At 33.4% G+C, this 22,106-nt stretch carries 19 protein-coding genes; 8 read left to right on the top strand and 11 right to left on the bottom strand.

The window, feature by feature from the left end:
* Nucleotides 1–162 precede the first annotated feature (162 nt).
* On the top strand, nucleotides 163–672 hold the full coding sequence (locus IEW40_RS11560; protein WP_188618259.1) for a hypothetical protein: 510 nt from the start codon (nucleotides 163–165) through the stop codon (nucleotides 670–672).
* Between the two features lie 131 nt (nucleotides 673–803).
* Nucleotides 804–1,511: a purine-nucleoside phosphorylase gene (deoD, locus tag IEW40_RS11555; RefSeq protein ID WP_188618258.1), complete on the top strand. Its 708-nt coding sequence runs from the start codon at nucleotides 804–806 to the stop codon at nucleotides 1,509–1,511.
* Nucleotides 1,512–1,565: 54 nt separating this feature from the next.
* Here deoD and ribA read toward each other — a convergent pair whose 3' ends face one another.
* The 9 genes from ribA to IEW40_RS11510 all read right to left on the bottom strand — a co-directional run bounded on the left by ribA (nucleotide 1,566) and on the right by IEW40_RS11510 (nucleotide 8,869).
* Nucleotides 1,566–2,171 (bottom strand): GTP cyclohydrolase II, encoded by a 606-nt coding sequence (gene ribA, locus IEW40_RS11550; protein ID WP_188618257.1) that lies wholly within the window; start codon nucleotides 2,169–2,171, stop codon nucleotides 1,566–1,568.
* Nucleotides 2,172–2,183: 12 nt separating this feature from the next.
* On the bottom strand, nucleotides 2,184–2,630 hold the full coding sequence (locus IEW40_RS11545; protein WP_188618256.1) for a hypothetical protein: 447 nt from the start codon (nucleotides 2,628–2,630) through the stop codon (nucleotides 2,184–2,186).
* On the bottom strand, nucleotides 2,630–3,241 hold the full coding sequence (locus tag IEW40_RS11540) for a DUF4254 domain-containing protein (protein ID WP_188618255.1): 612 nt from the start codon (nucleotides 3,239–3,241) through the stop codon (nucleotides 2,630–2,632). Before IEW40_RS11540 ends, IEW40_RS11545 begins: the two co-directional genes overlap by 1 nt.
* 2 nt (nucleotides 3,242–3,243) lie before the next feature.
* Nucleotides 3,244–3,441, bottom strand: coding sequence for a Sec-independent protein translocase subunit TatA/TatB (locus tag IEW40_RS11535; protein ID WP_188618254.1), 198 nt, complete (start codon nucleotides 3,439–3,441; stop codon nucleotides 3,244–3,246).
* Nucleotides 3,442–3,471: 30 nt separating this feature from the next.
* On the bottom strand, nucleotides 3,472–5,019 hold the full coding sequence (locus tag IEW40_RS11530) for a peptidoglycan DD-metalloendopeptidase family protein (protein WP_229663439.1): 1,548 nt from the start codon (nucleotides 5,017–5,019) through the stop codon (nucleotides 3,472–3,474).
* Complete coding sequence (gene lolB1, locus IEW40_RS11525; protein WP_188618253.1) at nucleotides 5,016–5,813, bottom strand: lipoprotein insertase outer membrane protein LolB1; 798 nt, start codon at nucleotides 5,811–5,813, stop codon at nucleotides 5,016–5,018. The genes IEW40_RS11530 and lolB1 overlap by 4 nt, the downstream gene beginning before the upstream one ends.
* 98 nt (nucleotides 5,814–5,911) lie before the next feature.
* Nucleotides 5,912–6,934 carry a sugar phosphate nucleotidyltransferase gene (locus IEW40_RS11520; RefSeq protein ID WP_188618252.1) on the bottom strand — a complete coding sequence of 341 codons (1,023 nt, stop codon included), beginning with the start codon at nucleotides 6,932–6,934 and terminating at the stop codon, nucleotides 5,912–5,914.
* A 46-nt stretch (nucleotides 6,935–6,980) separates the two neighbouring features.
* Nucleotides 6,981–7,421, bottom strand: a complete 441-nt coding sequence (gene dut / locus IEW40_RS11515; RefSeq protein WP_188618251.1) for a dUTP diphosphatase — start codon at nucleotides 7,419–7,421, stop codon at nucleotides 6,981–6,983.
* Entirely contained in the window at nucleotides 7,418–8,869 is a 1,452-nt protein-coding gene (locus tag IEW40_RS11510) for a lipopolysaccharide biosynthesis protein (RefSeq protein WP_188618250.1), read from the bottom strand. Before IEW40_RS11510 ends, dut begins: the two co-directional genes overlap by 4 nt.
* 169 nt (nucleotides 8,870–9,038) lie before the next feature.
* On the opposite strand from IEW40_RS11510, the gene IEW40_RS11505 reads away from it, so the two are divergent.
* Together IEW40_RS11505 and IEW40_RS11500 are read left to right on the top strand one after the other, a co-directional pair.
* Nucleotides 9,039–10,373 carry a dihydroorotase gene (locus IEW40_RS11505; RefSeq protein WP_188618249.1) on the top strand — a complete coding sequence of 445 codons (1,335 nt, stop codon included), beginning with the start codon at nucleotides 9,039–9,041 and terminating at the stop codon, nucleotides 10,371–10,373.
* 81 nt (nucleotides 10,374–10,454) lie between these two features.
* Nucleotides 10,455–13,382: a M16 family metallopeptidase gene (locus IEW40_RS11500; protein ID WP_188618248.1), complete on the top strand. Its 2,928-nt coding sequence runs from the start codon at nucleotides 10,455–10,457 to the stop codon at nucleotides 13,380–13,382.
* Between the two features lie 48 nt (nucleotides 13,383–13,430).
* Here the strand turns inward: IEW40_RS11500 and IEW40_RS11495 are convergent, their stop codons facing one another.
* Nucleotides 13,431–14,033 (bottom strand): nitroreductase family protein, encoded by a 603-nt coding sequence (locus tag IEW40_RS11495; protein WP_188618247.1) that lies wholly within the window; start codon nucleotides 14,031–14,033, stop codon nucleotides 13,431–13,433.
* An 80-nt stretch (nucleotides 14,034–14,113) separates the two neighbouring features.
* On the opposite strand from IEW40_RS11495, the gene IEW40_RS11490 reads away from it, so the two are divergent.
* The 4 genes from IEW40_RS11490 to IEW40_RS11475 all read left to right on the top strand — a co-directional run bounded on the left by IEW40_RS11490 (nucleotide 14,114) and on the right by IEW40_RS11475 (nucleotide 20,977).
* Nucleotides 14,114–14,758, top strand: coding sequence for a lysoplasmalogenase family protein (locus IEW40_RS11490; RefSeq protein WP_188618246.1), 645 nt, complete (start codon nucleotides 14,114–14,116; stop codon nucleotides 14,756–14,758).
* A gap of 69 nt (nucleotides 14,759–14,827) precedes the next feature.
* Nucleotides 14,828–15,709 carry an SDR family oxidoreductase gene (locus IEW40_RS11485; protein WP_188618245.1) on the top strand — a complete coding sequence of 294 codons (882 nt, stop codon included), beginning with the start codon at nucleotides 14,828–14,830 and terminating at the stop codon, nucleotides 15,707–15,709.
* 73 nt (nucleotides 15,710–15,782) lie between these two features.
* A complete protein-coding gene (locus IEW40_RS11480) occupies nucleotides 15,783–18,617 on the top strand; it encodes a T9SS type B sorting domain-containing protein (protein ID WP_188618244.1) in 2,835 nt (944 codons plus the stop codon).
* Nucleotides 18,618–18,772: 155 nt separating this feature from the next.
* Nucleotides 18,773–20,977 (top strand): M1 family metallopeptidase, encoded by a 2,205-nt coding sequence (locus IEW40_RS11475; RefSeq protein ID WP_188618243.1) that lies wholly within the window; start codon nucleotides 18,773–18,775, stop codon nucleotides 20,975–20,977.
* A 51-nt stretch (nucleotides 20,978–21,028) separates the two neighbouring features.
* Here the strand turns inward: IEW40_RS11475 and IEW40_RS11470 are convergent, their stop codons facing one another.
* The gene (locus IEW40_RS11470) at nucleotides 21,029–22,012 is read right to left on the bottom strand and encodes a zinc metalloprotease (protein WP_188618242.1); all 984 of its coding nucleotides are present in this window, start codon (nucleotides 22,010–22,012) and stop codon (nucleotides 21,029–21,031) included.
* Nucleotides 22,013–22,106 lie beyond the last annotated feature (94 nt).

Below are 22,106 nucleotides of genomic sequence, written 5' to 3'. Positions count from 1 at the left end.
TTCAACAAAAATACAAATATGTTTTTGTGATTGCTAATGTATCTCAATTATTTCTAAAAATTTTGTTTTATGGGTTATTAAAAAAATATCAAAAACAATTATTAAATAAAAATTGGCACGTAAGTTGGAATAGAAAAGTATAACCTTACAAAATTTAACAATATGAAAAAATATTTTACTTTAATGATTCTTGCTGTTTTAGGAGGATTGTTTATGATGAGTTGCGAAAGAACAGATACTGTACTTGTAGAAGATAATGATACGTATCCTGTAATGAAAGATGTGACTGGTACTTTTACCAGTGGAAATAATTACACCTTAAACCAATCTATAAGTATTGCAAATTCTGATGTGGTTTTGGTTTATAGAAATTATAATTCTAATAGTGGTTCTTCACCAGTTTGGCAGTTGGTTCCCAAAACATATTTCTTGAGTGGAGCAAGAGAGCTAGATTACAATTTTTTGTTTGATGCTAGTAGGGTAGAAATATATACAGAAGCTAATTTCGATCAAGCAACGATGTCATCTGATGAAAAAAATGCATATCTCAACAATCAGACTTTTAGAATTGTTTTGGTCCCAGCTTCTAGGACTAGCAAAACTGCAAATAAAGTAAATTACGAAGATTATAATGCTGTAGTTAAATACTACAATCTAAAAGAGCCAAAATAGAACTCCTTAAAAACCCATTATAAAATGAAATTCCCAACAAAGTTATTCTTGTCGGGAATTTTTATTTTGAAAAGTATTTCTAATAGGAGTTTAAAAGTTCTTATCTTTGTTATCCTTTAATTTTTAAAAATATGAGCGTACACATTAGTGCTAAAAAAGGAGAAATTGCAAAAGTGGTTCTCCAGCCAGGAGATCCTTTAAGAGCGAAATATATCGCCGAAAATTTTTTGACCGATGTAAAATTGGTGAGCCAAACCAGAGGAATTTTTTATTTTACAGGATTGTACAAAGGCAAAGAAATTACTGTTGGAGCTAGTGGAATGGGAGTGCCAAGTATTGGGATTTATTCTTATGAATTGTTTACAGAGTATGATGTAGATACCATTATTAGAATAGGAACTTGTGGTGCATATACTACAGATTTGAAATTATTTGATTTGCTAAATGTAGAAAATTCTGCAAGCGAAAGTACTTATGCTCAGTTTGCATGGGGAATTGAGGGAGAATTAATTCCGCATCAAGGAAATGCTTTCGAGGTGATTAATGAAACTGCTTCGTCACTTTCCATCAATGCAAAAGCTACGAATATCCATACTAGTGATATTTTTTACAGAAAAGATGCAGGAATTCCTGCTGTTGCAGAAAAATATAATTGTTTGGCTGTAGAAATGGAAGCTTTTGCTCTTTTTGCAAATGCTAAGCATTTAGGTAAAAACGCTGCTACTATTCTCACCGTTTCTGATATAATTCCTACGCATGAGCAAATTTCTGCTGATGAAAGAGAACGTGCTCTGAAACCAATGATAGAATTAGCTCTAGAATCAGCTATAAAACTGTAGTCGTTTTCTATAAATGACATGAACAAAACGCTTTGAAAAAATCAAAGCGTTTTGTTATTTTGAATCTTTTTCGTCGTCTTCTAAGAGATGTCCGAAATAGTTTTTCTTGGTTTTTAGATACTCTTTGCTATTTTCGTTGGCTTTTATCTGTAGAGGGATTCTTAGGTTAAGGTGAATTTCGCTGTTTTCTACAAATTTTATTTTCTCAGGATTATTGGTCAGAAGATTAATTTCTTTTACGCCCAAAATTTTAAGAATATCAATAGCTACATTGAAGTCTCTATCATCAGCAGGAAGCCCCAGTTGTAGATTTGCTTCTACTGTATCTAATCCTTTTTCTTGCAAAGCGTAAGCTTTTAGTTTATTTATGATTCCTATATTTCTACCTTCTTGGCGGAGATATACAATAATTCCCCCATTTTCGTGAGTGTATTTGAGAGCAGAATCTAATTGCTGGCCACATTCACATTTTCTAGAATGAAAAACTTCACCAGTAATACATTCAGAATGGAAACGTACATTCACAGGCTCAGAAAAGTCTGTATTTTCTGCGACTAAAGCCATATGCGGCATCCAGTCATTATCATTTTCAGAAAAAGCAATCATTCGGAAGTTGCCATAATCTGTAGGTACATTGGCTTCCGCTTGAATTTTTACCATTTTTTTGATGTGTTATTCTGTGATTTTTTCAGACTCTATTAGAGAAACACTTGTTTTTACCTTTGCCATAAATCTATTAAGTAGTTCTTTTTCATCTTCTGGTAGTACGTCTTTAGTCTTTTGTATGTTAACAAAGGTTTTTTTATACAATTCATAGGCATCATTTTTACTGATAAAATCTTTTTGCTTGATGGCATATAAGTAATCAGTGATATGAAGTTTCAGTTTGTATATTTCAGCATTCATGGTTTTATTACTAAAAATAGGGAATTCTGATAATAAATTTGAAAGTTCTGATGTGTAATTGATTGTATTAATAGATTCAGAAGTTTTACTAGAAATAGTATAAACAGATTGATTGCTAGTTAAGCTATTAGACAAAGGAGATAAGTTTAATTTTTCTACAGAACAAGATGTCCATAGAATAGAAATAACGATTAAACTTATATATTTCCTCATTAATTTTTTGATTTTTGATAAAGTACAGGGTTAAGGCTTTCGTCATTGTACATTTTCATTTGTTTGTACGTTTTAATCTTAACATTTCCTTTTTCTATTTCTTCTAATAAAAAATCTATCCCTTGGCTTAGGTCATTTTTTTGTTCCAAGAGTACATTTAGTTTTTCTGTACATTTTGCTCTATGCTCATCAGAAGCAGATTCTCTGGTAGCTTCTTGGTTCATATGGTAAACTTTTAAAACTAATATAGAAAGTCTATCAATAGCCCAAGCTACGGTTTCTGTATTGATTTTAGCATCAGGTTTAGGAGTGATATTTTGGTATTTTTGGAGAAACCAACTGTCTATATACTCTACTAAATCTGTTCTCTGCTGATTAGACGCATCTATTCTTCTTTTAAGTTTAAGCGCATCTACAGGATCTATATTTTCATCTCTTATGATGTCTTCTAGATGCCATTGCACAGTGTCAATCCAATTCTTAGCATACAAAAGTTGTTCCAAACTACCTTTTTCGTAAGGATTATTTATAGGGAAATCTATGTCGTCATTATTATGATAATCTTCAACAGATTTGCTGAAGATATCCCAAGCTGTAGATGTAAAAGACATAATTAGTTGTTTTCAGATTTGTTAGGATCTTCTGGTTTTTTGTCTTCTTCTTTTACAGCGTCTTTAAATTCTTTAATTCCGCTTCCAACTCCTCTCATGAGTTCAGGAATTTTTTTACCTCCGAATAATAGAACTAATATAATGGCTACAATAAGGATATGTTGCCAAGACAAATTTAGTATAACAAGTGATGAAATCATTTTAAAATTTTTTTACAAATGTACATAAAATTAATATGAAACCCAACCAAGAGGATCAACAGGTGTTTGACCATTCCAAATCTGGAAATCAAGGGCATAAACTCCCTCTAAATCTGAGCCTACACCGCCAATAATAGTGCCAGCTGAAACTTGTTGGTTTTTTGCAATATTAACTGATTCTAAGTTCCCATAAATAGTGAAATAGTCACCGTGTTTTACCAAAACCGTTTTTGCGCCACCAGTTACCATTACATTAATCACAACTCCAGGGAAAACACATCTTGCTTTAGTGCCAGCAGGAACTTTTACTTTTATACCGTTGTTTTCAATATCCATTTTTTCAAAAACCGGATGCTTTTGTCTTCCAAATCTTTCAATTATAGAACCACTGGCCACAGGAAAAGACATTTTACCTTTGTTTGCAGCAAAATTACTGCCTGCAACTACACTGCCCACTCCGAAGTTTTTCATGGTCTTTTCTTCAATCGCATCTTTTTCCTTTTCAGTTTTTTCTGCTAAAGCTTTAGAAGCGTTTCTGGCAATATCTGCTTTTTCTTTTGCAGCATTTGCTTTGTCTTCAGATTCTTTTTTCTCTTTTTCGGCTTTTGCTATTTTAGCAGCATCATTTCTTGCGATAGCTTCTTTTTCAGCATCCGCTTTTTTACGGGCTAGTTCTGCCAATTTTCTTTCTTCTTCTTCAGCTTTCTTCTTTTCTGCTAAAAGTCTTGCAGCTTCAGCTTTTCTGGCTTCTTCTAATTTTGCTTTTTCTTTTTCTGCCGCTATTTTTGCTAATCTTATACGCTCAGCTTCAGCTTTTTTCTCTGCTTCTTCTCTTGCTTTTGCTGCTTTTATTTCTTCATTAATAAGGCTTCTGATTGCAGATTCTATTTTTTTGTTTTCTGCTTGTTTTGCTCTAAGGTCAGCAGAGAGTTTAGCTTCGTTTTTCTTAAATTCTTGGAGTAGAATTTCTTTATCTTTTCTTTCTTTTTCTATTACTGCTAAATCTTGTTTTTGTCTGTTAAGAAGAGCGTCTTTTTCTTTTACAGACTTCTGTTTTAGGTTGATAGAAGTTTTTATTTGGGTTGCTTTATCTGTGATTTCCGCAGCTTTCTTGTCTTGATATTCTCCGTATTGTTTAATGTATTGCACTCTTCTAAGAGCTTCTCCAAGATTTTTAGAAGAAAGTACAAAGGTAACTTTGTTTTGTACGCCTTTATTTTTATAAGCTTTTACCAATATATCTGCGTAATCTTTTCTAAGAACTTTTAGTTCACGGTTGAATTTATTGATTTCTAGCTGACGTTTGTAGATGTCATCTTCTATATATCTCTTTTCTTTTTGGGTATTGTTTACCACTTTTTCTCTTAATGCAATTTTTTGGTTTACCCCAGCTAGATAAGCCAAGGAAAGTTTGGTTTCACCTTTTGCTTTTGCTAGTTCTGCGTTAATGTTAGCAATCTGTTTTTTCAGTTCGGCATTTTGTCTTTGGAGTTGCTCTTTTCTATTTTCTGGTTGTTGAGAAAAGGCAAAGCCGAACATTAATAATCCTAAAAATAAACTCAGTTTTCTATGCATCATTTAATTATGGTCTTTGTGTAATTAGCAGGAATGGAAAAAGGGGTTTCCATCTTCAAAAATTCAAATTTCGTATTTTCTATGAAAATTTGGTCTGTTTTTTGCCCTTTTATAATTATTTTAACATTTTTTGGGAGTTTTTGTGAGCCGATGTTTTCGAAATTTTCATAATTAATTTCTAACGTGTTTTTTGATATTAAATCTTCTAAATATATTTTCTTTAAGTCTAATTCGGGATTGTAATTAAGGCTTATTTTGTATTCACTTTTTTTGCCATTGACCTCGAAAATTTGGTTTTTAATAGAATTTAAGAAAAAGCCCTTTTCAGAAGTGATGAGTTCATAATCATTTTCATTAACTGGAATAAATGTTTTTCCAAGTAATAAATTCTGTAGGGAGTTATAGTCTATAAAGTTGATTTTTAATAACTTATTTATGTATCCGAAGTCAGAGTCTATATACGTTTTATTGAGTTTTTCGTAGCCTTTTATTCCAGAAGGGGTGGCTATTCCTCTTGCCATGGTGATAAATAAGGCTTGTAGATTTACCCAAACTTTTTGATTGTTTTCTATATAAAAAGTAGCGTCTAAGGTTGGGATAAACTGTCCAGTTTCTGCATTTACTTTGCTACTGATTTTTAAACTTTCGAATTGGTCTTTTTGTAATATTTTGTCAAAAAAAGCTTTGTTAGAATTTACAATAGGTTTTTCTACAGTTGTATTCGGCTGGACTGCAGTTCTACTTTTGCAAGAAAATAATGCCAATGCTGCGAATATGCTAAGGATAAAATTTTTCATTTTTTTAATCATTGTTTCGATAAAACATTACAATTATAACGCCAAAACACACAAAATGTTTTGTGTGTTTTTGGTATCAATATATTTATGATTAATCTCTATTGGTCTTTAGAATGAAAATCCAAAACAGAGTAATCTCCTAACGAAATTTCTCTAGAAACACCGTAATAATGTGCATTATTACCAATCATAGAATTGCTAAGGTTACCGTGATTAATTACAGTTTTTTCTTGGATTAAAGAGTTTTCTATATTCGAATTTACTATGCAAGTTCCGTTTCCTAGGGAAACATAAGGGCCAATTTTAGAGTTTTTAATTTCTACATTTTCACCAATAAAACATGGCGGAATGATGAGGCTATTTTCAATTTTAGCAGAAGCGGGAGGTGTTTCCATTTCTACTTTTTCGTAGGCAAGGATTTTTCCGTTGGTTTCTACAGTTGCATTTTTGTTTCCACAATCCATCCAATCGTCTACTTTACCAAGAGAAAATTTAGCACCTTTCTGTCTAAGGTTTTCTAAAGCGGTAGTTAGTTGATATTCACCACTTACTTTAATGTTATTGCTCATGATGAAATTAATTTCATCCATTAATTTTTCGGCAGATTTGAAATAATAAATTCCAATAATAGCCAAATCAGAGACGAAAGTTTTTGGTTTTTCTACAAAATCAGTAATAAAACCATAATCATCTAATTTTACCACCCCAAAAGCGGAAGGGTCTTCTACTTTTTTTACCCAAATTACACCATCTGATACTTTGTCTAACACAAAATCTGCGCGGAAAAGCGTGTCAGCAAATGCAATTACTACATCACCCTGCATAGAATTTTCTGCACATTTTATTGCATGAGCAGTTCCTAGAGGTTCGTCTTGCGTGTATATGCTTCCTTTTGCGCCAAGTTTTTCAGCGATTTCTAATAAAGACTGCTCTACCTCTTCACCGAAATCTCCGATGATGAATGCAATTTCGTCTATTTTTTCACCAGCTACTTTTGCAATATCTTCTACTAACCTTTGTACAATTGGTTTACCAGCAATAGGAATTAAAGGTTTAGGAACAGTTAGGGTATGAGGTCTAAGTCTGGAACCGCGTCCAGCCATGGGAACAATAATTTTCATTGATGAATAATTTTTGAGTTTTTTATGTTTTTTCTTTTATGTTTTCCTATTTTTTAGAAACTCCAGAACTTCCGAAACCGCCTTCTCCACGATTGGTTTCGTCTAGATTTTCTACTGCTTCCCATGTTGCTGTCTCGTGTTTTGCGATTACCATTTGTGCAATTCTATCGCCATCATTTATGGTAAAATCTTGGGAGGATAAATTTACTAAAATTACTCCAATTTCACCACGATAATCTGCATCTATTGTCCCAGGAGTGTTGAGAACGGTAATTCCGTTTTTGAAAGCGAGTCCACTTCTTGGTCTTATTTGAGCTTCGTAACCTTTTGGTAATGAAATTAATAATCCTGTTTTTACTAGTGTTCTTTCTAAAGGTTTCAGTGTGATTGGTTCATCGATATTGGCGTATAAATCCATTCCTGCAGAAAGTTCGGTCTGGTATTTTGGTAAATCGTGTTTTGATTTATTGATTACTTTTATGGTCATCTTTTTAAAATTCTTTTGATTATAGTTTGTTCTTTGAAGGCTACAAAACCAATGAATAATAGTAAAAATAAATTTCCTACAAAATAATTGGTTCTAAAATAATAAAACGAAAGCATTGATAGTGACACCGAAATCATAAGATAAACTATCACTTTTGCTGTATTGTAAGGAATAGGATATTTAATTCTTCCCCAAATGTATGAAATCACCATCATGCTGGTAAAAGTTACCAAAGCTGCAGTTGCACTTGCCCAATATCCAAATTTTGGAATAAAAAGTACATTAATTACTGTAGTGATTATAGCACCAATTATAGAAATGTATAAACCAACTTTAGTCTGGTCTGAAAGTTTGTACCAGATAGAAAGATTAAGGTAAATGCCTAAAAATAAAGCACCTAACATGACCATCGGAATAATTTCTATGCCTTCATAATAAAGAGGGTTTCTTAAATATTTCTCAGAAATCCACTGTAGATTCACCATCAATCCCATAAAAATCAAGCAATTGCAAATCACAAAAACGTCCATTAAAACGGCGTATGTTTTATGATTGTTTTTGTCTTTAAAACTACTGAAAAAATAGGGTTCTATTCCTAACTGGTAGGCTTGTCTGAAAACGGTAATAAACGTAGCAATTTTATAAACAGCTCCATATACTCCGATTTGATGTCTTGCTTCTTCGTCTGGAAGCAGATATTTAAGGAACTGTCTATCAAGCGTTTGGTTTACAATGCCTGCCAAGCCTGCTATCATTACTGGCCATGAATAATTCATAATTCTTTTCCAAAGATTGAAATTGAATTTATTAATGCTAAAATTGACAAATTCTTTTCCTACAATAGCTAAAGTCACAATACTTTGAACCAAATTTGCGATGAAAACATAGCCAACTCCAATTTCCGGATTGTATTTAATTCCTAAAATTCCGTTCGGGAATTTTGGTAACCATTTGATGAAAAACACCACCAAAAAAAAGTAAACCAATGAACCTACTACTTTAGAAAGCATATATTGAATTGGCCTTCCCTCTAGCCTCAAAACCGCAGATGGGATGGTAGAAAAAGCATCAAACGATAAAATAAATAGAAAAATAACCAAAAAATTGACTTGATCTGGTGTTTCAAAAGCGTTGGCCAACTGCTGACGAAAAACGTATCCTAAAATCAAATAGATAAAACCAACCGTAAGAACACTTAAGGCAGTAGTAGAGATTAAGGTCTTTTTGTCAATATCTTCTTCTTGCGCAAATCGGAAGAAAGAAGTTTCCATTCCGTGGGTTAAAAAAACCGTAATTACCCCTGCGATTGAGTACCAATCTACAAAAGGTGATGATGCAGCTGGTCCGAAAGCTCGTGTAACAATAGGTGCAATGAGGAAAGGGAAAATCCTTACCAAGACAGAACTTAAGCCATATATAGCGGTTTGTCCGAATAGTTTTTTATACAATTTTTAATGATTTTAGAATGCAAAAATAACTATAAGATTTGGGATTTACGATTTGGGATTTATGATTTTTAAAAAAATCAATGAAGTAAAGCGTTTCAAAGTAATTAAAATTAGAAATTACTTTGGCTTAAGGAAAAACTTCGATTAAATTTGTAGAAATCTAAAAAAAATGAAAATCTTAATTAAAAATGCTCAAGTTGTAAATGAAGGAAAAATTTTTCAGTCTGATGTCTTGATTGAAAATGATTTGATTGCAAAAATTTCTGAAAATATTCCCGAAGAAAATTTGGATAAAATAATTGATGCCGAAGGAAAATTTCTTATTCCTGGTGTTATTGATGACCAAGTGCATTTTCGTGAGCCTGGTTTAACGCACAAAGGCAATATAGAAAGCGAATCTAAAGCTGCAATTGCAGGCGGAACAACCAGTTTTATAGAACAACCAAACACCGTTCCGAATGCTGTAACGCAAGAACTTTTAGAAGGAAAATATAAAATAGCTTCCGAGAAATCTTACGCCAATTATTCTTTTTCGATGGGCGGAACCAATGATAATCTAGAAGAACTTCTGAAAACTAACCCGAGAAATGTTGCTGCCATTAAACTTTTTCTTGGTTCTTCCACCGGAAATATGTTGGTAGATAATCCTCAAACTTTAGAAAATATTTTCAGCAAAGTAAAAATGCCCATTTGTGTGCATTGCGAGGACGAAACCACCATCAGAAAGAACACAGAAATTTACAAAGAAAAATACGGAGAAGATATTCCTGTGAAGTTTCATCATCTTATCAGAAGCGAGGAAGCGTGTTATCTTTCGAGTTCAAAAGCAGTAGAATTGGCAAAAAAAACGGGAGCAAGATTGCACATTTATCATCTTTCTACTTCCAAAGAAACTGAACTTTTCAGAAATGATATTCCTTTAAAAGACAAAAAAATCACCGCAGAAGTTTGCGTTCATCACCTTCATTTTACCAATGAAGATTACGAAACCAGAGGTTCTTTAATCAAATGGAACCCAGCAGTAAAAACCGAAAAAGATAAAGACGGACTTTGGGAAGCTTTATTGGATGATAGAATAGATGTAATCGCCACAGACCACGCTCCTCATACTTTGGATGAAAAGTCTAATAAATATTTACAATGCCCTTCTGGTGGACCTTTGGTTCAGCATTCTCTGAATGTGATGCTGGAATATTATCAAAAAGGCAAAATTTCTTTAGAAAAAATTGTAGAAAAAATGTGTCACAATCCTGCGATTTTATTTGAAATTGAAAAACGAGGTTTTGTGAAAGAAGGCTATAAAGCAGATTTGGTTTTGGTTGATTTGAAAAAAGAATACACTGTTTCTAAAGAAAATATTCTGTACAAATGCGGTTGGAGTCCATTAGAAGGTGAGACTTTTCAATCACAAATTACGCATACTTTCATCAATGGAAATTTGGCTTACGAAAACGGTAAATTTTCAGAAGAAAAATTTGGAGAAAGATTGCTTTTTGAGAGATAAATGTTAAATTTTTCAAAAAAATGAATTCATCAGAAACAATCTTAGAAAAAATTCGTCTAATAACTATAAAAATTAATTTATATGATTAAAAAACTCACTTTTGCATTAGTAGCAATAGCAATTTCTGTAGCTACCTATGCGCAATCTAAATTTGAGTGGAAAGAAGCTTCAGGTAACGGTTACAAATACAAATACGTAACCAACGATCCTACACAGGCTAGATTCTACACCCTGAAAAATGGTTTAACTGTAATTTTGAGTCCAACCAAAAAAGACCCCAGAATTCAGGCTTATGTTGCCATAAAAGCGGGGAGCAAGACAGATCCTGCAACCAATACAGGTTTGGCGCATTATTTAGAGCATATGCTTTTTAAAGGAACTGATAAATTTGGTTCTTTAGATTGGGCAAAAGAAAAACCAGAATTAGACAAAATAGATGCATTGTACGAACAATACAATAAGTCTAAAGACGAAGCGCAAAGAAAAGCAATCTACAAAAAAATTGACTCTATTTCTGGAGTGGCAAGTAAATTTGCTATTGCCAATGAATATGATAAAATGATGGCTGCTATGGGAGCTCAAGGAACTAATGCTTTTACCAGTTTTGAGCAAACGGTATATACAGATGATGTTCCTAGTTCTGCTTTAGATAAATATTTAGCAGTGCAGTCTGAGCGTTTCAGAAATCCAATTCTTAGAATTTTTCATACTGAATTAGAAGCGGTATACGAAGAAAAAAACAGAAGCCTAGATAGTGATGGTTCACTCGTTTTCGAAACATTGCTTTCTAACTTGTTCCAAAAACATAATTACGGTCAGCAAACTACGATTGGGACTGTAGAACATCTTAAAAATCCTTCTTTAGTAGAAATTAGAAAATATTTTAACAATTATTATGTGCCTAATAATATGGGCGTTATCTTGTCTGGAGATTTCAATCCAGATGAAGTAATTGCTAAAATTGATAAGGCTTTTTCTTATATGAAAGAAAAACCTGTCTCTAAATATACTTTTTCACCAGAAGCTCCTATTGCAGCTCCTATTGTAAAAGAAGTAGTAGGGCCTGATGCAGAAAGCGTTACCATCGGTTTTAGACTACCAGGGAATAAAGATAAAGATGTACTTTTAGCAGATTTAGTAGGGCAAGTTTTAACCAACGGAAAAGCAGGGCTTTTAGACTTGAATTTGGTTAAAAAACAAAAATTGTTGAGAGCAAGCGCTTTCACCTATCCTTTAATAGATTATGGAATTTTATATCTTTCTGCTGCACCTACCAATGGACAGACTTTAGATGAGGTAAAATCTTTGGTTTTAGCAGAAATAGACAATCTTAAAAAAGGAAATTTTGATGATGATTTAATTCCTGCAATTGTAAATAACATCAAAAAATATAAAATCCAAAGCACAGAAAACTACGGAAATAGAGCTAGTGATTTGATGGATGCTTTTACCTCAGAATTAGATTGGAAAACTCAAGTAGCGTATGTAAATGATTTGTCTAAAATCAAAAAAGAAGATGTAATAGCTTTTGCTAATAAATATTTAGGTGACAATTATGTGGCGGTTCTAAAAAGAAAAGGCGAAAGAAAAGACCTTGTGAAAATAGAAAAACCTGCCATTACACCTGTAGAAACCAATGCAGATAAGCAATCTCCGTTTGTGAAAATGGTAAATGATATGCCTGCAACACCAGCTAAACCGGTATTTTTAGATTACGGTAAAGATATTTTGAAATCAAAATTGGGGAAAGCAGAAGTTCTTTATGTTCCAAACAAAGACAATTCTATTTACAGATTAAGATTTAGATACAAGACAGGAACGCTTAATGATTTGAAACTTCCTTTGGCAGCTCAGTACATTCAGTTTTTAGGAACGGATAAAAAATCTGCTGAACAAATTTCTAAAGAATTCTACAAAATAGCTTCAAGTTTCAATATTTCAGCAGGCGAAGAATATACTACGGTAATGATTGAAGGCTTACAAGAAAACTTCGAAAATGCAGTAAAATTATATGAAGATTTAGTACTAAATGCAAAAGCAGATGATAAAGCTCTAGTTGCTCTTAAAGCAAGAATTGCAAAGTCTAGAAAAGATGCTAAACTAAATAAAGGAGCTATTATGCAAGGTTTAACAAGCTATGCTCTTTATGGTGCCAAAAATAAATTTAATAATGTGCTTTCAGATGCAGATTTAGCTGCTGTTACGTCTCAGGAATTGGTAGATAGAGTAAAAAATCTTAATAATTATGAGCAAACAGTAATTTATTATGGTCCAGCATCTATTACCGAACTTACTTCTAAGTTAGCTCCACTTCATAAAGTTCCTGCAACATTTGTTAAAGCAGCAGAACCAAAAGTTTTCAAACAAGTTGCACAGAGCAAAAACCAGGTGCTTTTTACCAATTATGAGATGGTACAAGCGGAAACCAGATGGGTAAGAAATACAGAAACTTACGACCCGAAAAATACAACTTTAGTTAATGTTTTTAATAACTATTTCGGTGGAGGAATGGGCAGTTTGGTATTCCAAACCATCAGAGAAAGTAAAGCTTTGGCTTACAGTACTTACGGAGTTTACGCTTCTCCTTCTAAAAAAGAAGATGATTATTACATGCTAGCTTATGTTGGTAGTCAGGCAGATAAATTTAATGAAGCAGTAGGTGCTATGAATGAATTGTTAACCACAATGCCGAAATTGCCAGTAAATCTAGATTTGGCAAAAGGTCAGGTTAAAAAAGATTTAGAAACGGAGCGTATTACACAAGACGGAATTATTTTTAATTATTTAGGAGCACAACAGTTAGGTCTAAAAGAAGATATCAGAAAACAGGTATATTCTTCTGTAGATAAAGTAACTCTAGATGAATTAAACCAATTCCACCAATCTCATTTCTCTGGAAAACCATACACGTATTGTTTGGTAGCTTCAGACAAAAAAGTTTCTATGGACGACCTAAAGAAATTAGGTGAAGTAAAAACGATTTCTCTAGAAGAATTATTTGGTTACTAATTTTTTAGGTAAATAAAATAAGGAAGACCGCAGATTTTGCGGTCTTTTTTATTTGATTTCAGTAATAATTTTCTCCATCGCTACTCTTCTTTTCGGGTTAAATTTTGGTTGGTTGCTGTCTTCAACATCTCTTTTTCCTATACAAACTGCAAAAGTGGTGAAATGATTTTCTAGACCTAAAATTTCTGTATATTTTTCATTTTCAATACCTTCCATTGGGGTGGCGTCTATCTCCATCGATGTACAAGCGGTAAGAAATACACCCAGAGAAATATAGATTTGGTTTTTCATCCAAGATTTTATTTCTTCTTCTGGTCTAGGTTTTAGATAGGTTTTGTAGTAATTTACAGCGCCTTCTGGTAGATTTTCTGAGATTTGTTTCTCGAAAAATTCTAAATTATTCACAACGTTAAAAACCACCAAATGACTGCATTGAAGCACTCTCTCTGTATTATGGCGAGAGACCTCTGCCAATTGAGCTTTTAATTCTTGGTTTTCTACAAAAATAAATTTCCAAGGCTGGCTGTTGATGGAAGAAGGTGAAAGCTGAAGGATTTGTTTCAGTTGTTCTATTTTTTCTGAACTTATTTTTTCAGTAGGGTTGTATTTTTTAGTGGTGTATCTCTGCTGCATTAATTCTATAAAACTCATATTTCAAATATTTTGACGACAAATTTATTCATTTATTCTTTAAAAATATTTTTAATAAGTACATTAGCGAAAAAACAAAAATGAATTCATCTATTAAAATAAAATTTCTTTATTCATTACTTAGCCTATTGTTTTTGGCTGATTTACTTTTTATTTATCTAGATAAAACCAATTTTAGATTCATTTCTAAAAATTTATTAATGCCTGTTTTGCTATTCATTTATTTTTCGGAAGCGAAATTTCACCAAATTAAGTTAGACCTTTTTTTTATTTTAGGACTCATTTTTAGTTTTTTAGGAGATTTCTTTTTATTGCTTACATCAGGTTTTTTATTAGGGTTAGGAAGTTTTTTATTGGCACATATTTTCTATATCATAAGTTTCAAAAAAAGAGATTTGAGTAGAGTTTCAGTTGGGGTAGTTGTAGTGCTATTGTTATATTTGGTATCATTACTTTCGTTTTTGTTTCCTCATCTTAATGAAATGAAAATTCCAGTCATTATTTATGGAATTATCATTTCTATGATGCTTTATTTCAGTATTAAAACTCAAGAAAAATTACTGATAGTTGGAGCGTTGTTTTTTGTGATTTCAGATAGTGTTTTGTCTGTTAATCTATTTGTGAACTCTTCTTTGTTGCTTAATCTATTGGTCATGATTACTTATGTTTTGGCTCAAGTTTTATTGGTAAAAGGAATTTTGAAAACTTCAAAAACTTATTCATAACATTCAATTAATTTCTTGAAACTATTAAATAATGATTATTTTTAAAACCTAATTTAAATTAAATTTAAAATGAATTTATATACTCAACCAATGCTTCGTGAAGACGCATTAAAAGATAAGGTAATCATTGTAACAGGTGGCGGAAGCGGTCTTGGAAAAGCTATGACCAAATATTTTCTTCAATCGGGAGCTAAAGTAGTCATCACTTCCAGAAATTTAGAAAAATTACAAGCAACTGCAGCAGAATTAGAAGAACAAACTGGCGGAAAAGTACTTTGTGTTTCTTGTGATGTAAGAAATTGGGAGGAGGTAGAAGCCATGAAAGATGCTGCTATTAAAGAATTTGGGAGAATAGATATTTTACTAAATAATGCAGCAGGAAATTTTATTTCACCTACCGAAAGATTAACGCATTCAGCCTTTGATTCTATTTTGGATATAGTATTGAAAGGAACTAAAAACTGTACTCTTTCTGTTGGAAAATATTGGATTGAAAACAAAATTCCTGGTACGGTACTTAATATTGTTACCACCTACGCTTGGACGGGCTCTGCGTATGTAGTTCCTTCGGCGTGTGCTAAAGCAGGAGTACTTGCAATGACTAGAAGTTTAGCGGTAGAATGGGCGAAATACAATATTAGATTTAATGCCATTGCACCTGGACCATTTCCTACAAAAGGAGCTTGGGAAAGATTATTGCCCGGAGATTTGGCAGAGAAATTCGATATGAGAAAAAAAGTTCCACTCAGAAGAGTAGGAGAGCATCAGGAATTAGCCAATTTAGCGGCATATTTGGTTTCTGATTTTTCGGCTTATGTAAACGGAGAAGTGGTTACAATAGATGGTGGAGAATGGTTACAAGGAGCTGGCGAATTTAATATGCTTGAACAAATTCCGCAAGAAATGTGGGATATGTTAGAAATGATGATAAAAGCAAAGAAAAATTCTTAGTACATTTGATCCCGAAAATATTTTCGGGATTTTTAATTTAAAAAGACTATTTTTATAGTCTCAAAATAAGACAATGAAATTGATTCGTAGAGAGCTAGGATTTTTTTTACTCATATTTTTGTTGTTTCTAAGTAGATTTTCTGCGCAATCTTGTGGCGGGTCTTTTGGAGCGCCTATTTTTACGGAAGATTTCGGTAGTGTAACTACACCATTACAAGTGGTTTCTCCTGCATTGGTTCCACCAGCATTCACCAATTATATTTATTCTCCTAAAATACCACCTGATGATGGATTTTATACGATTACCAATTCTACAGAATATCTTAGTTGGGGTTGGCAGAAATCCCTAGATCATACTAATGATGCCTCTGGAACTTATGGCAATATGCTTTTGGTGAATGCCAGTTATACACCAGGTGAATTTTATAGAAGAAGGGTTTCTAATTTGTGTTCTAATCAAGTTTATCGATTTTCTGCTTGGATTTTAAATATTCATAGAGCTGGCGCAAATGTCAAAAAACCAAATGTCACATTTCAGATTAGAAGTACAAGTGGCACTATTTTAGGAAGCGTTTCTACAGGTGATTTAAGAGAAGAAAATGGCGAGTTTTGGCGAAATTTTTATTTAGATTTTAAATCTGATCCAGCTTCTTCAGAAGTAGATGTGGTTTTAATCAATAATGCGGAGGGAGGAAATGGCAATGACCTTGCAATAGATGATATTAGTTTTAGTCCGTGCGGTCCAGCTACCTCTGTTTCTACTTCGATTGATGTTTTTACAACAGGTGTTTGTGACAATTCTCTGGGATTTCAACTAACAGCACAAATAAGTGCTGGCACTTATACTAACCCTAACTATATTTGGCAAAAAAGTATAAACGGAGGAAATACTTGGATAGATCTTACATCTGCAACTACCAATCCTACTATCAATATTGCTGCTGGTTCATATCAAAATAATGATTTGTACAGATTTATTGTAGGTGAATCTACCAATATTAATACAGTAACTTGTAGAGTGTATTCTTCTAATTATAAGGCTATTGTTTTGGGTTATCCTGCTGCGCCGTTGCCTAAAATTTTTAATTTTTGTCAGAATTCTACTGGGAATTCTATTTCAATTTCTGGCAAAGAAATTTTATGGTACACTTCTGCCATCGGAGGAATTCCAGATACTTTACCACCAGTTGTAGATACTTCTGTAGTTGGTTCTAAAGATTATTGGGTTACAGAAACAGTAAACGGTTGCGAAAGTTCGCGAACTAAAATTACAGTAAATATTATTTCCATACCTACAGCGCCATTAGTCAGTAATTATCAATATTGTCAAAATTCTACAGCAAATCAACTCACCGCTAATGGAAGCAATTTATTATGGTATTCTTCTTCAACTGGCGGAACGGGGTCTTCTACAGCACCTACGCCAGATACGTCTCAGGTTGGTACATTTTCTTTTTGGGTTTCTCAGAATAATGGAACTTGCGAAAGTGCAAGAGCAGAAATTAAAGTTACGGTTTTAGCTAATCCAAATGCACCTCAGGTTTCAGATATTCAGTATTGTCATAACGCATCGGCGTCACCTTTAACAGCTATAGGAAATAATTTACTTTGGTATAATTCTTCAACTGGTGGAACAGGAAGTGCTACAGCGCCAACTCCAGATACAACTCAAGTAGGAAATTTTTCTTATTGGGTTTCTCAATCGGTCAATGGTTGTGAAAGTCCTAGAGCAAAAATCACTGTGACGATTTTTCCAATTCCTGCGGCTCCACAAGTTGTTGATGTTCAATTCTGTCAAAATTCTACTGCATCAGCATTAACCGCTACAGGGAGGAATTTGCAATGGTACACTTCTCAAGTTGGAGGTACTGGTAGCCCTAATGCTCCTATTCCTAGTACTACTCAAATTGGAGATTTTTATTATTGGGTTTCTCAAAATGTTAATGGTTGCGAAAGTCCACGAGCACAAATCAAAGTTTCTATTTTAGCGAACCCAAATCCTCCTTTGGTTACCAATTATCAAATTTGTCAGAATTATACCGCTTCAGCGTTATCAGCTATAGGAAATAATCTACTTTGGTATTCATCTCAAATTGGTGGAGCAGGAACATCTGTAGCGCCGATTCCTAGCACAGTACAAGCAGGTAATTTTTCTTTTTGGGTTTCTCAGAATAATGGAACTTGTGAAAGTGCAAGAGCAGAAATTGTGGTAACTGTATTGCCAGCGCCACATTCAGATGTTTTAGAAAACAAATCCATTTGTGATGGTGGTACTGTAACTTTAGACGCGGGAGGTGGGTTTTCAGCTTATGAATGGAATACTATACCACCTCAATATTCTCAAAAAATTACCTTAACATCTGCAGGGAAATATACCGTGAAACTTACAAGCAGTAATGGTTGTACAGCAGAACAAACCGTGGAAGTCGTAAATGGAGTCACTCCAAATATTACCAATATAAAAAGTGGAGAAAACTTTTTGGAGATTTCAGCAGAAGGAGGTAATCCACCGTATTTTTATTCTTTAGATAATGTAAATTGGCAAACCAGTAATATTTTCACCAATTTAAAAGCTGGGATTTATCAAATTTTTGTAAAATCTCAAACCAATTCTTGTACTGCTGTTGCACAATCTGCCGTTTTATTTATTCCAAATGTAATTACACCTAATCAAGATAGTTTCAATGATGTTTGGAAGGTAGGAAATATAGAATATTTCAAAAATGCTAAGTTGGCAATCTATGATAGGTATGGCAAAAAAGTGTTTTATACAGAAGACATTTCTAAATTCAATTGGGATGGTTTTTATTTAGGAAGAACGCTTCCTTCTGATACATATTGGTATGTTATAGAAATACAAAATAATTACACCAGAACTGGATGGATTCTCTTAAAAACTCGTAATTAAAATTTTCTTAGATTTAGAAATTAGTGAGGTTCTAGAATTTAAAATTTATTTAAAAACTTGAAATTTATCGAATTATATATAAATAATTTGAATTTTCTTTTTGATATTTGTAACAGTTAAGTATAAATATAATACCAATTCAAAAAGAACTTTCAATGAATTTTAAATTTCCCAAACTGATTACGGCAATGGCTGTTTTCGCGTTTACCTCTGGGGTTTATGCACAAGAGGCTCCAAAGTATGATTACAACGAAGCTTTTAAGCCATTTTTTTATCCTTCTACAGGTACAGAAACTAGGTCTGCAAGTGGGCAACCAGGGCATAAATACTGGCAAAATTCTGCTGATTATGTACTTAATGTATCTCTTAATGATGCTAAAAACGAAATCACAGGAACGTCTGAAATCACTTACACCAATAACAGTCCAGACCAATTAGGTTTTCTTTGGTTACAACTAGACCAAAATCTTTTTGCTAAAGATTCTAGAGGGAATGCAATAATCCCAATGTATGGAAGCAGAAATGGTGCGCACGGTGAAGAATTAGATGGGGGTTACAAAATAAAATCTGTAAAAATTGATGGTGCAGAGGTGAAATATACTATCTCTGATACCAGAATGCAGATAGACCTTCCGAAAGGGCTTAAATCTAACGGAGGAATTGCTAAAATCAAAATCGAATATTCTTTTGTTTCACCAAAATATGGCTCAGACAGAATGGGAGTTTTAGATACTAAAAATGGTAAAATTTTTACCATTGCACAATGGTATCCTAGAATGTGTGTTTATGATGATGTCTTAGGGTGGAACACAATGCCTTATTTAGGAGCGTCTGAGTTTTATTTAGAATACGGAAATATCACTGCCAATATTACAGTGCCAGCCAATCACTATGTGGTAGCTTCTGGCGAACTTCTGAATGCTGGCGAAGTCTATTCTAAGGAGCAAAATAAGCTTTGGGAACAAGCTAAAAATAGTGATAAAACGGTAATGATTCGTCCAGAATCTGCTCTAGGGAAAAACACGGCTTCAGGTACAAAAACTTGGAAATTTAAAATTAATCAAGCTAGAGATTTTTCTTGGGCTTCATCTTCAGCCTTTATTATAGATGCTGCTAGGATTAATTTACCAAGTGGCAAAAAATCGCTTGCAATTTCTGCATATCCTATAGAAAGTGCAGGCCAAGAAGCTTGGGGAAGGTCTACAGAATATACCAAAGCATCTATAGAGCATTATTCTAAAAAATGGTATGAATACACCTATCCTGCAGCAACTAATGTTGCAGGCAATGAAGGAGGAATGGAGTATCCAGGAATCGTATTTTGTAATTACCAATCTGCAGGAGAGGAACTTTGGGGAGTTACAGACCACGAATTTGGACATAATTGGTTTCCGATGGTGGTAGGTTCTAATGAAAGGCTTTTTGCTTGGATGGATGAAGGGTTCAATACTTTTATCAATGAATTATCCACAGAAGCTTTCAATGATGGAGAATATTATAATAAGAAAAATATTTCTTGGCTTTCTTCTATGTTTTTTAATGATAATAGTGAGCCGGTAATGTCTGGCCCAGATAATATGAAGGAGGGTAGCATAGGGGTTTTAGCTTATATGAAACCAGGTTTGGGACTTTATGTGTTGAGGGAAAGTGTTTTAGGTCCAGAAAAATTTGACAAAGCTTTTAGAACTTACATCGAAAGATGGGCATTTAAGCATCCTACACCTTGGGATTTTTTTCATACTATGGAAAATGTTTCTGGTGAAGAACTCAATTGGTTTTGGAGAGGTTGGTTCTTTAATAAATGGAAAGTAGACCAAGCGGTAAAAGGAGTAAAATATATAGATGGAAATTTTGCAAAAGGCGCTAATGTTACCATAGAAAATATTGGTCAACTGCCTATGCCTACTACTGTTCAGATGAAATTTAAAGATGGCTCTACACAAGTCGTGAAAATTCCTGTGGAAGTTTGGAAACGTAATAAATCTTGGACTTTCCATGTGAATTCAACTAAAGAAATAGATTCGGTAACGATAGACCCTGAAAATAAAATTCCTGATGTGGATTTAAAAAATAATTCTTGGAAATCTTCTGAGCAATCTACTGCCGTTACAGAAAAGGTTAATTTACAAGATTATGTTGGGGTGTATGGAAGTAAACAATTGCCAATTAAAATTAATTTCAAAGTAGAAAACAATAAATTGGTGGGCCAGGCAGATGGTCAAAAAACAATAGAATTTGAATATGATGGAAATGATAAATTTGTTTATGAAGCAGCAGGGCTAGAGTTACAGTTTAGTAAGGACAAGAAAACAATGACTCTTTCGCAAGTTGGTCAAAAATTTGATTTTACTAAAGAATAAATATAAAAAAACTCCGAGAAATCTCTCGGAGTTTTTGTTTGTTAAAAAATTTTATAAGTTTCTTAATCCTTTTCTAGCACCAGTTGCAGTTAAAACAGCTTGCATTCTGTCTTTTTGGCCAGCAGAAAACATAAACATTGCAGCGTCATCTACATAATCCATATAATTCATAAACATTACAGATCTAGATACGCCACCGCAAGTATTCATCAATGGATAAGTTGGTTTTCCATAGTTTGCACCAGTTTGGGTAGGTGTATCAGCTACTAAGTCACTTCCGCATGTAGCATCGCCCCAAATGTGTCTTAAATTAAGATAATGCCCAACTTCATGAGTTGCAGTTCTTCCTAAATTATAAGGTGAGGTGGCACCTGTTTGTCCAAAATAAGGAGCAGCAATTACTACACCATCATTCCAAAGACCAGATGACTCAGGGAAAGTAGCGTATCCTAAAATGCCCCCCATGCTTCCTACAACCCATATGTTAAAATATTGAGTTGGGTCTGTTGCATTTATACCTCCTGTAGAAGTCTTTTTCATGGCGTCATTTGTTCCCCATTTTGTTTTGGTAGTTGATTTTCTTACAGTTTTAATTAAGTGAAATCTTACTTTAGTATCACCTGCTTTAACACTAGAAAATTCTGAAGGAATTTTAGAAGCATCGGTATTTGTTCCACCATAATCGGCATTTAGGATTGCAATTTGTTCTGCAATTCTAGCATCAGAAACATTTTCAGCTGCAGTTTTGTATATTACATTAACAACTACAGGTATATCTATGCTTCCATCTGCGTTTACTCTGCCTGCCTTTCTCGCTTGAATGAATTTTTCTGTACCGTTTTCAATTGCAATATATCTGGCTTTTGCGTCAGCATCTTTTGCAAGAAGGTTTGATCTGATTTCTTCAGATGGACAAGATTTTCTAGATGCTACACCTGTAAAAGCATCGTCATTTAGAGTTTCAGTTGATTCTGATGTGGTGTTACACGCCATTAACATTCCTAGCGTGAATGCACCCAGTAAAAATTTTTTCATAGCAAATTTAATTTTTAATTAACACATTTTTCTTTAGTGAGGCGAATATAAAAACTTTTAATTTATTGTGCAATATTAAATTTTTAATTTTTTT

The sequence above is a fragment of the Cloacibacterium rupense genome, assembly GCF_014645495.1.
In the GTDB taxonomy this organism is placed as follows: Bacteria; Bacteroidota; Bacteroidia; order Flavobacteriales; family Weeksellaceae; genus Cloacibacterium; species Cloacibacterium rupense.
Note: the sequence above shows the minus strand (reverse complement) of the source record. Positions and strands in the feature narration are given on the sequence as shown.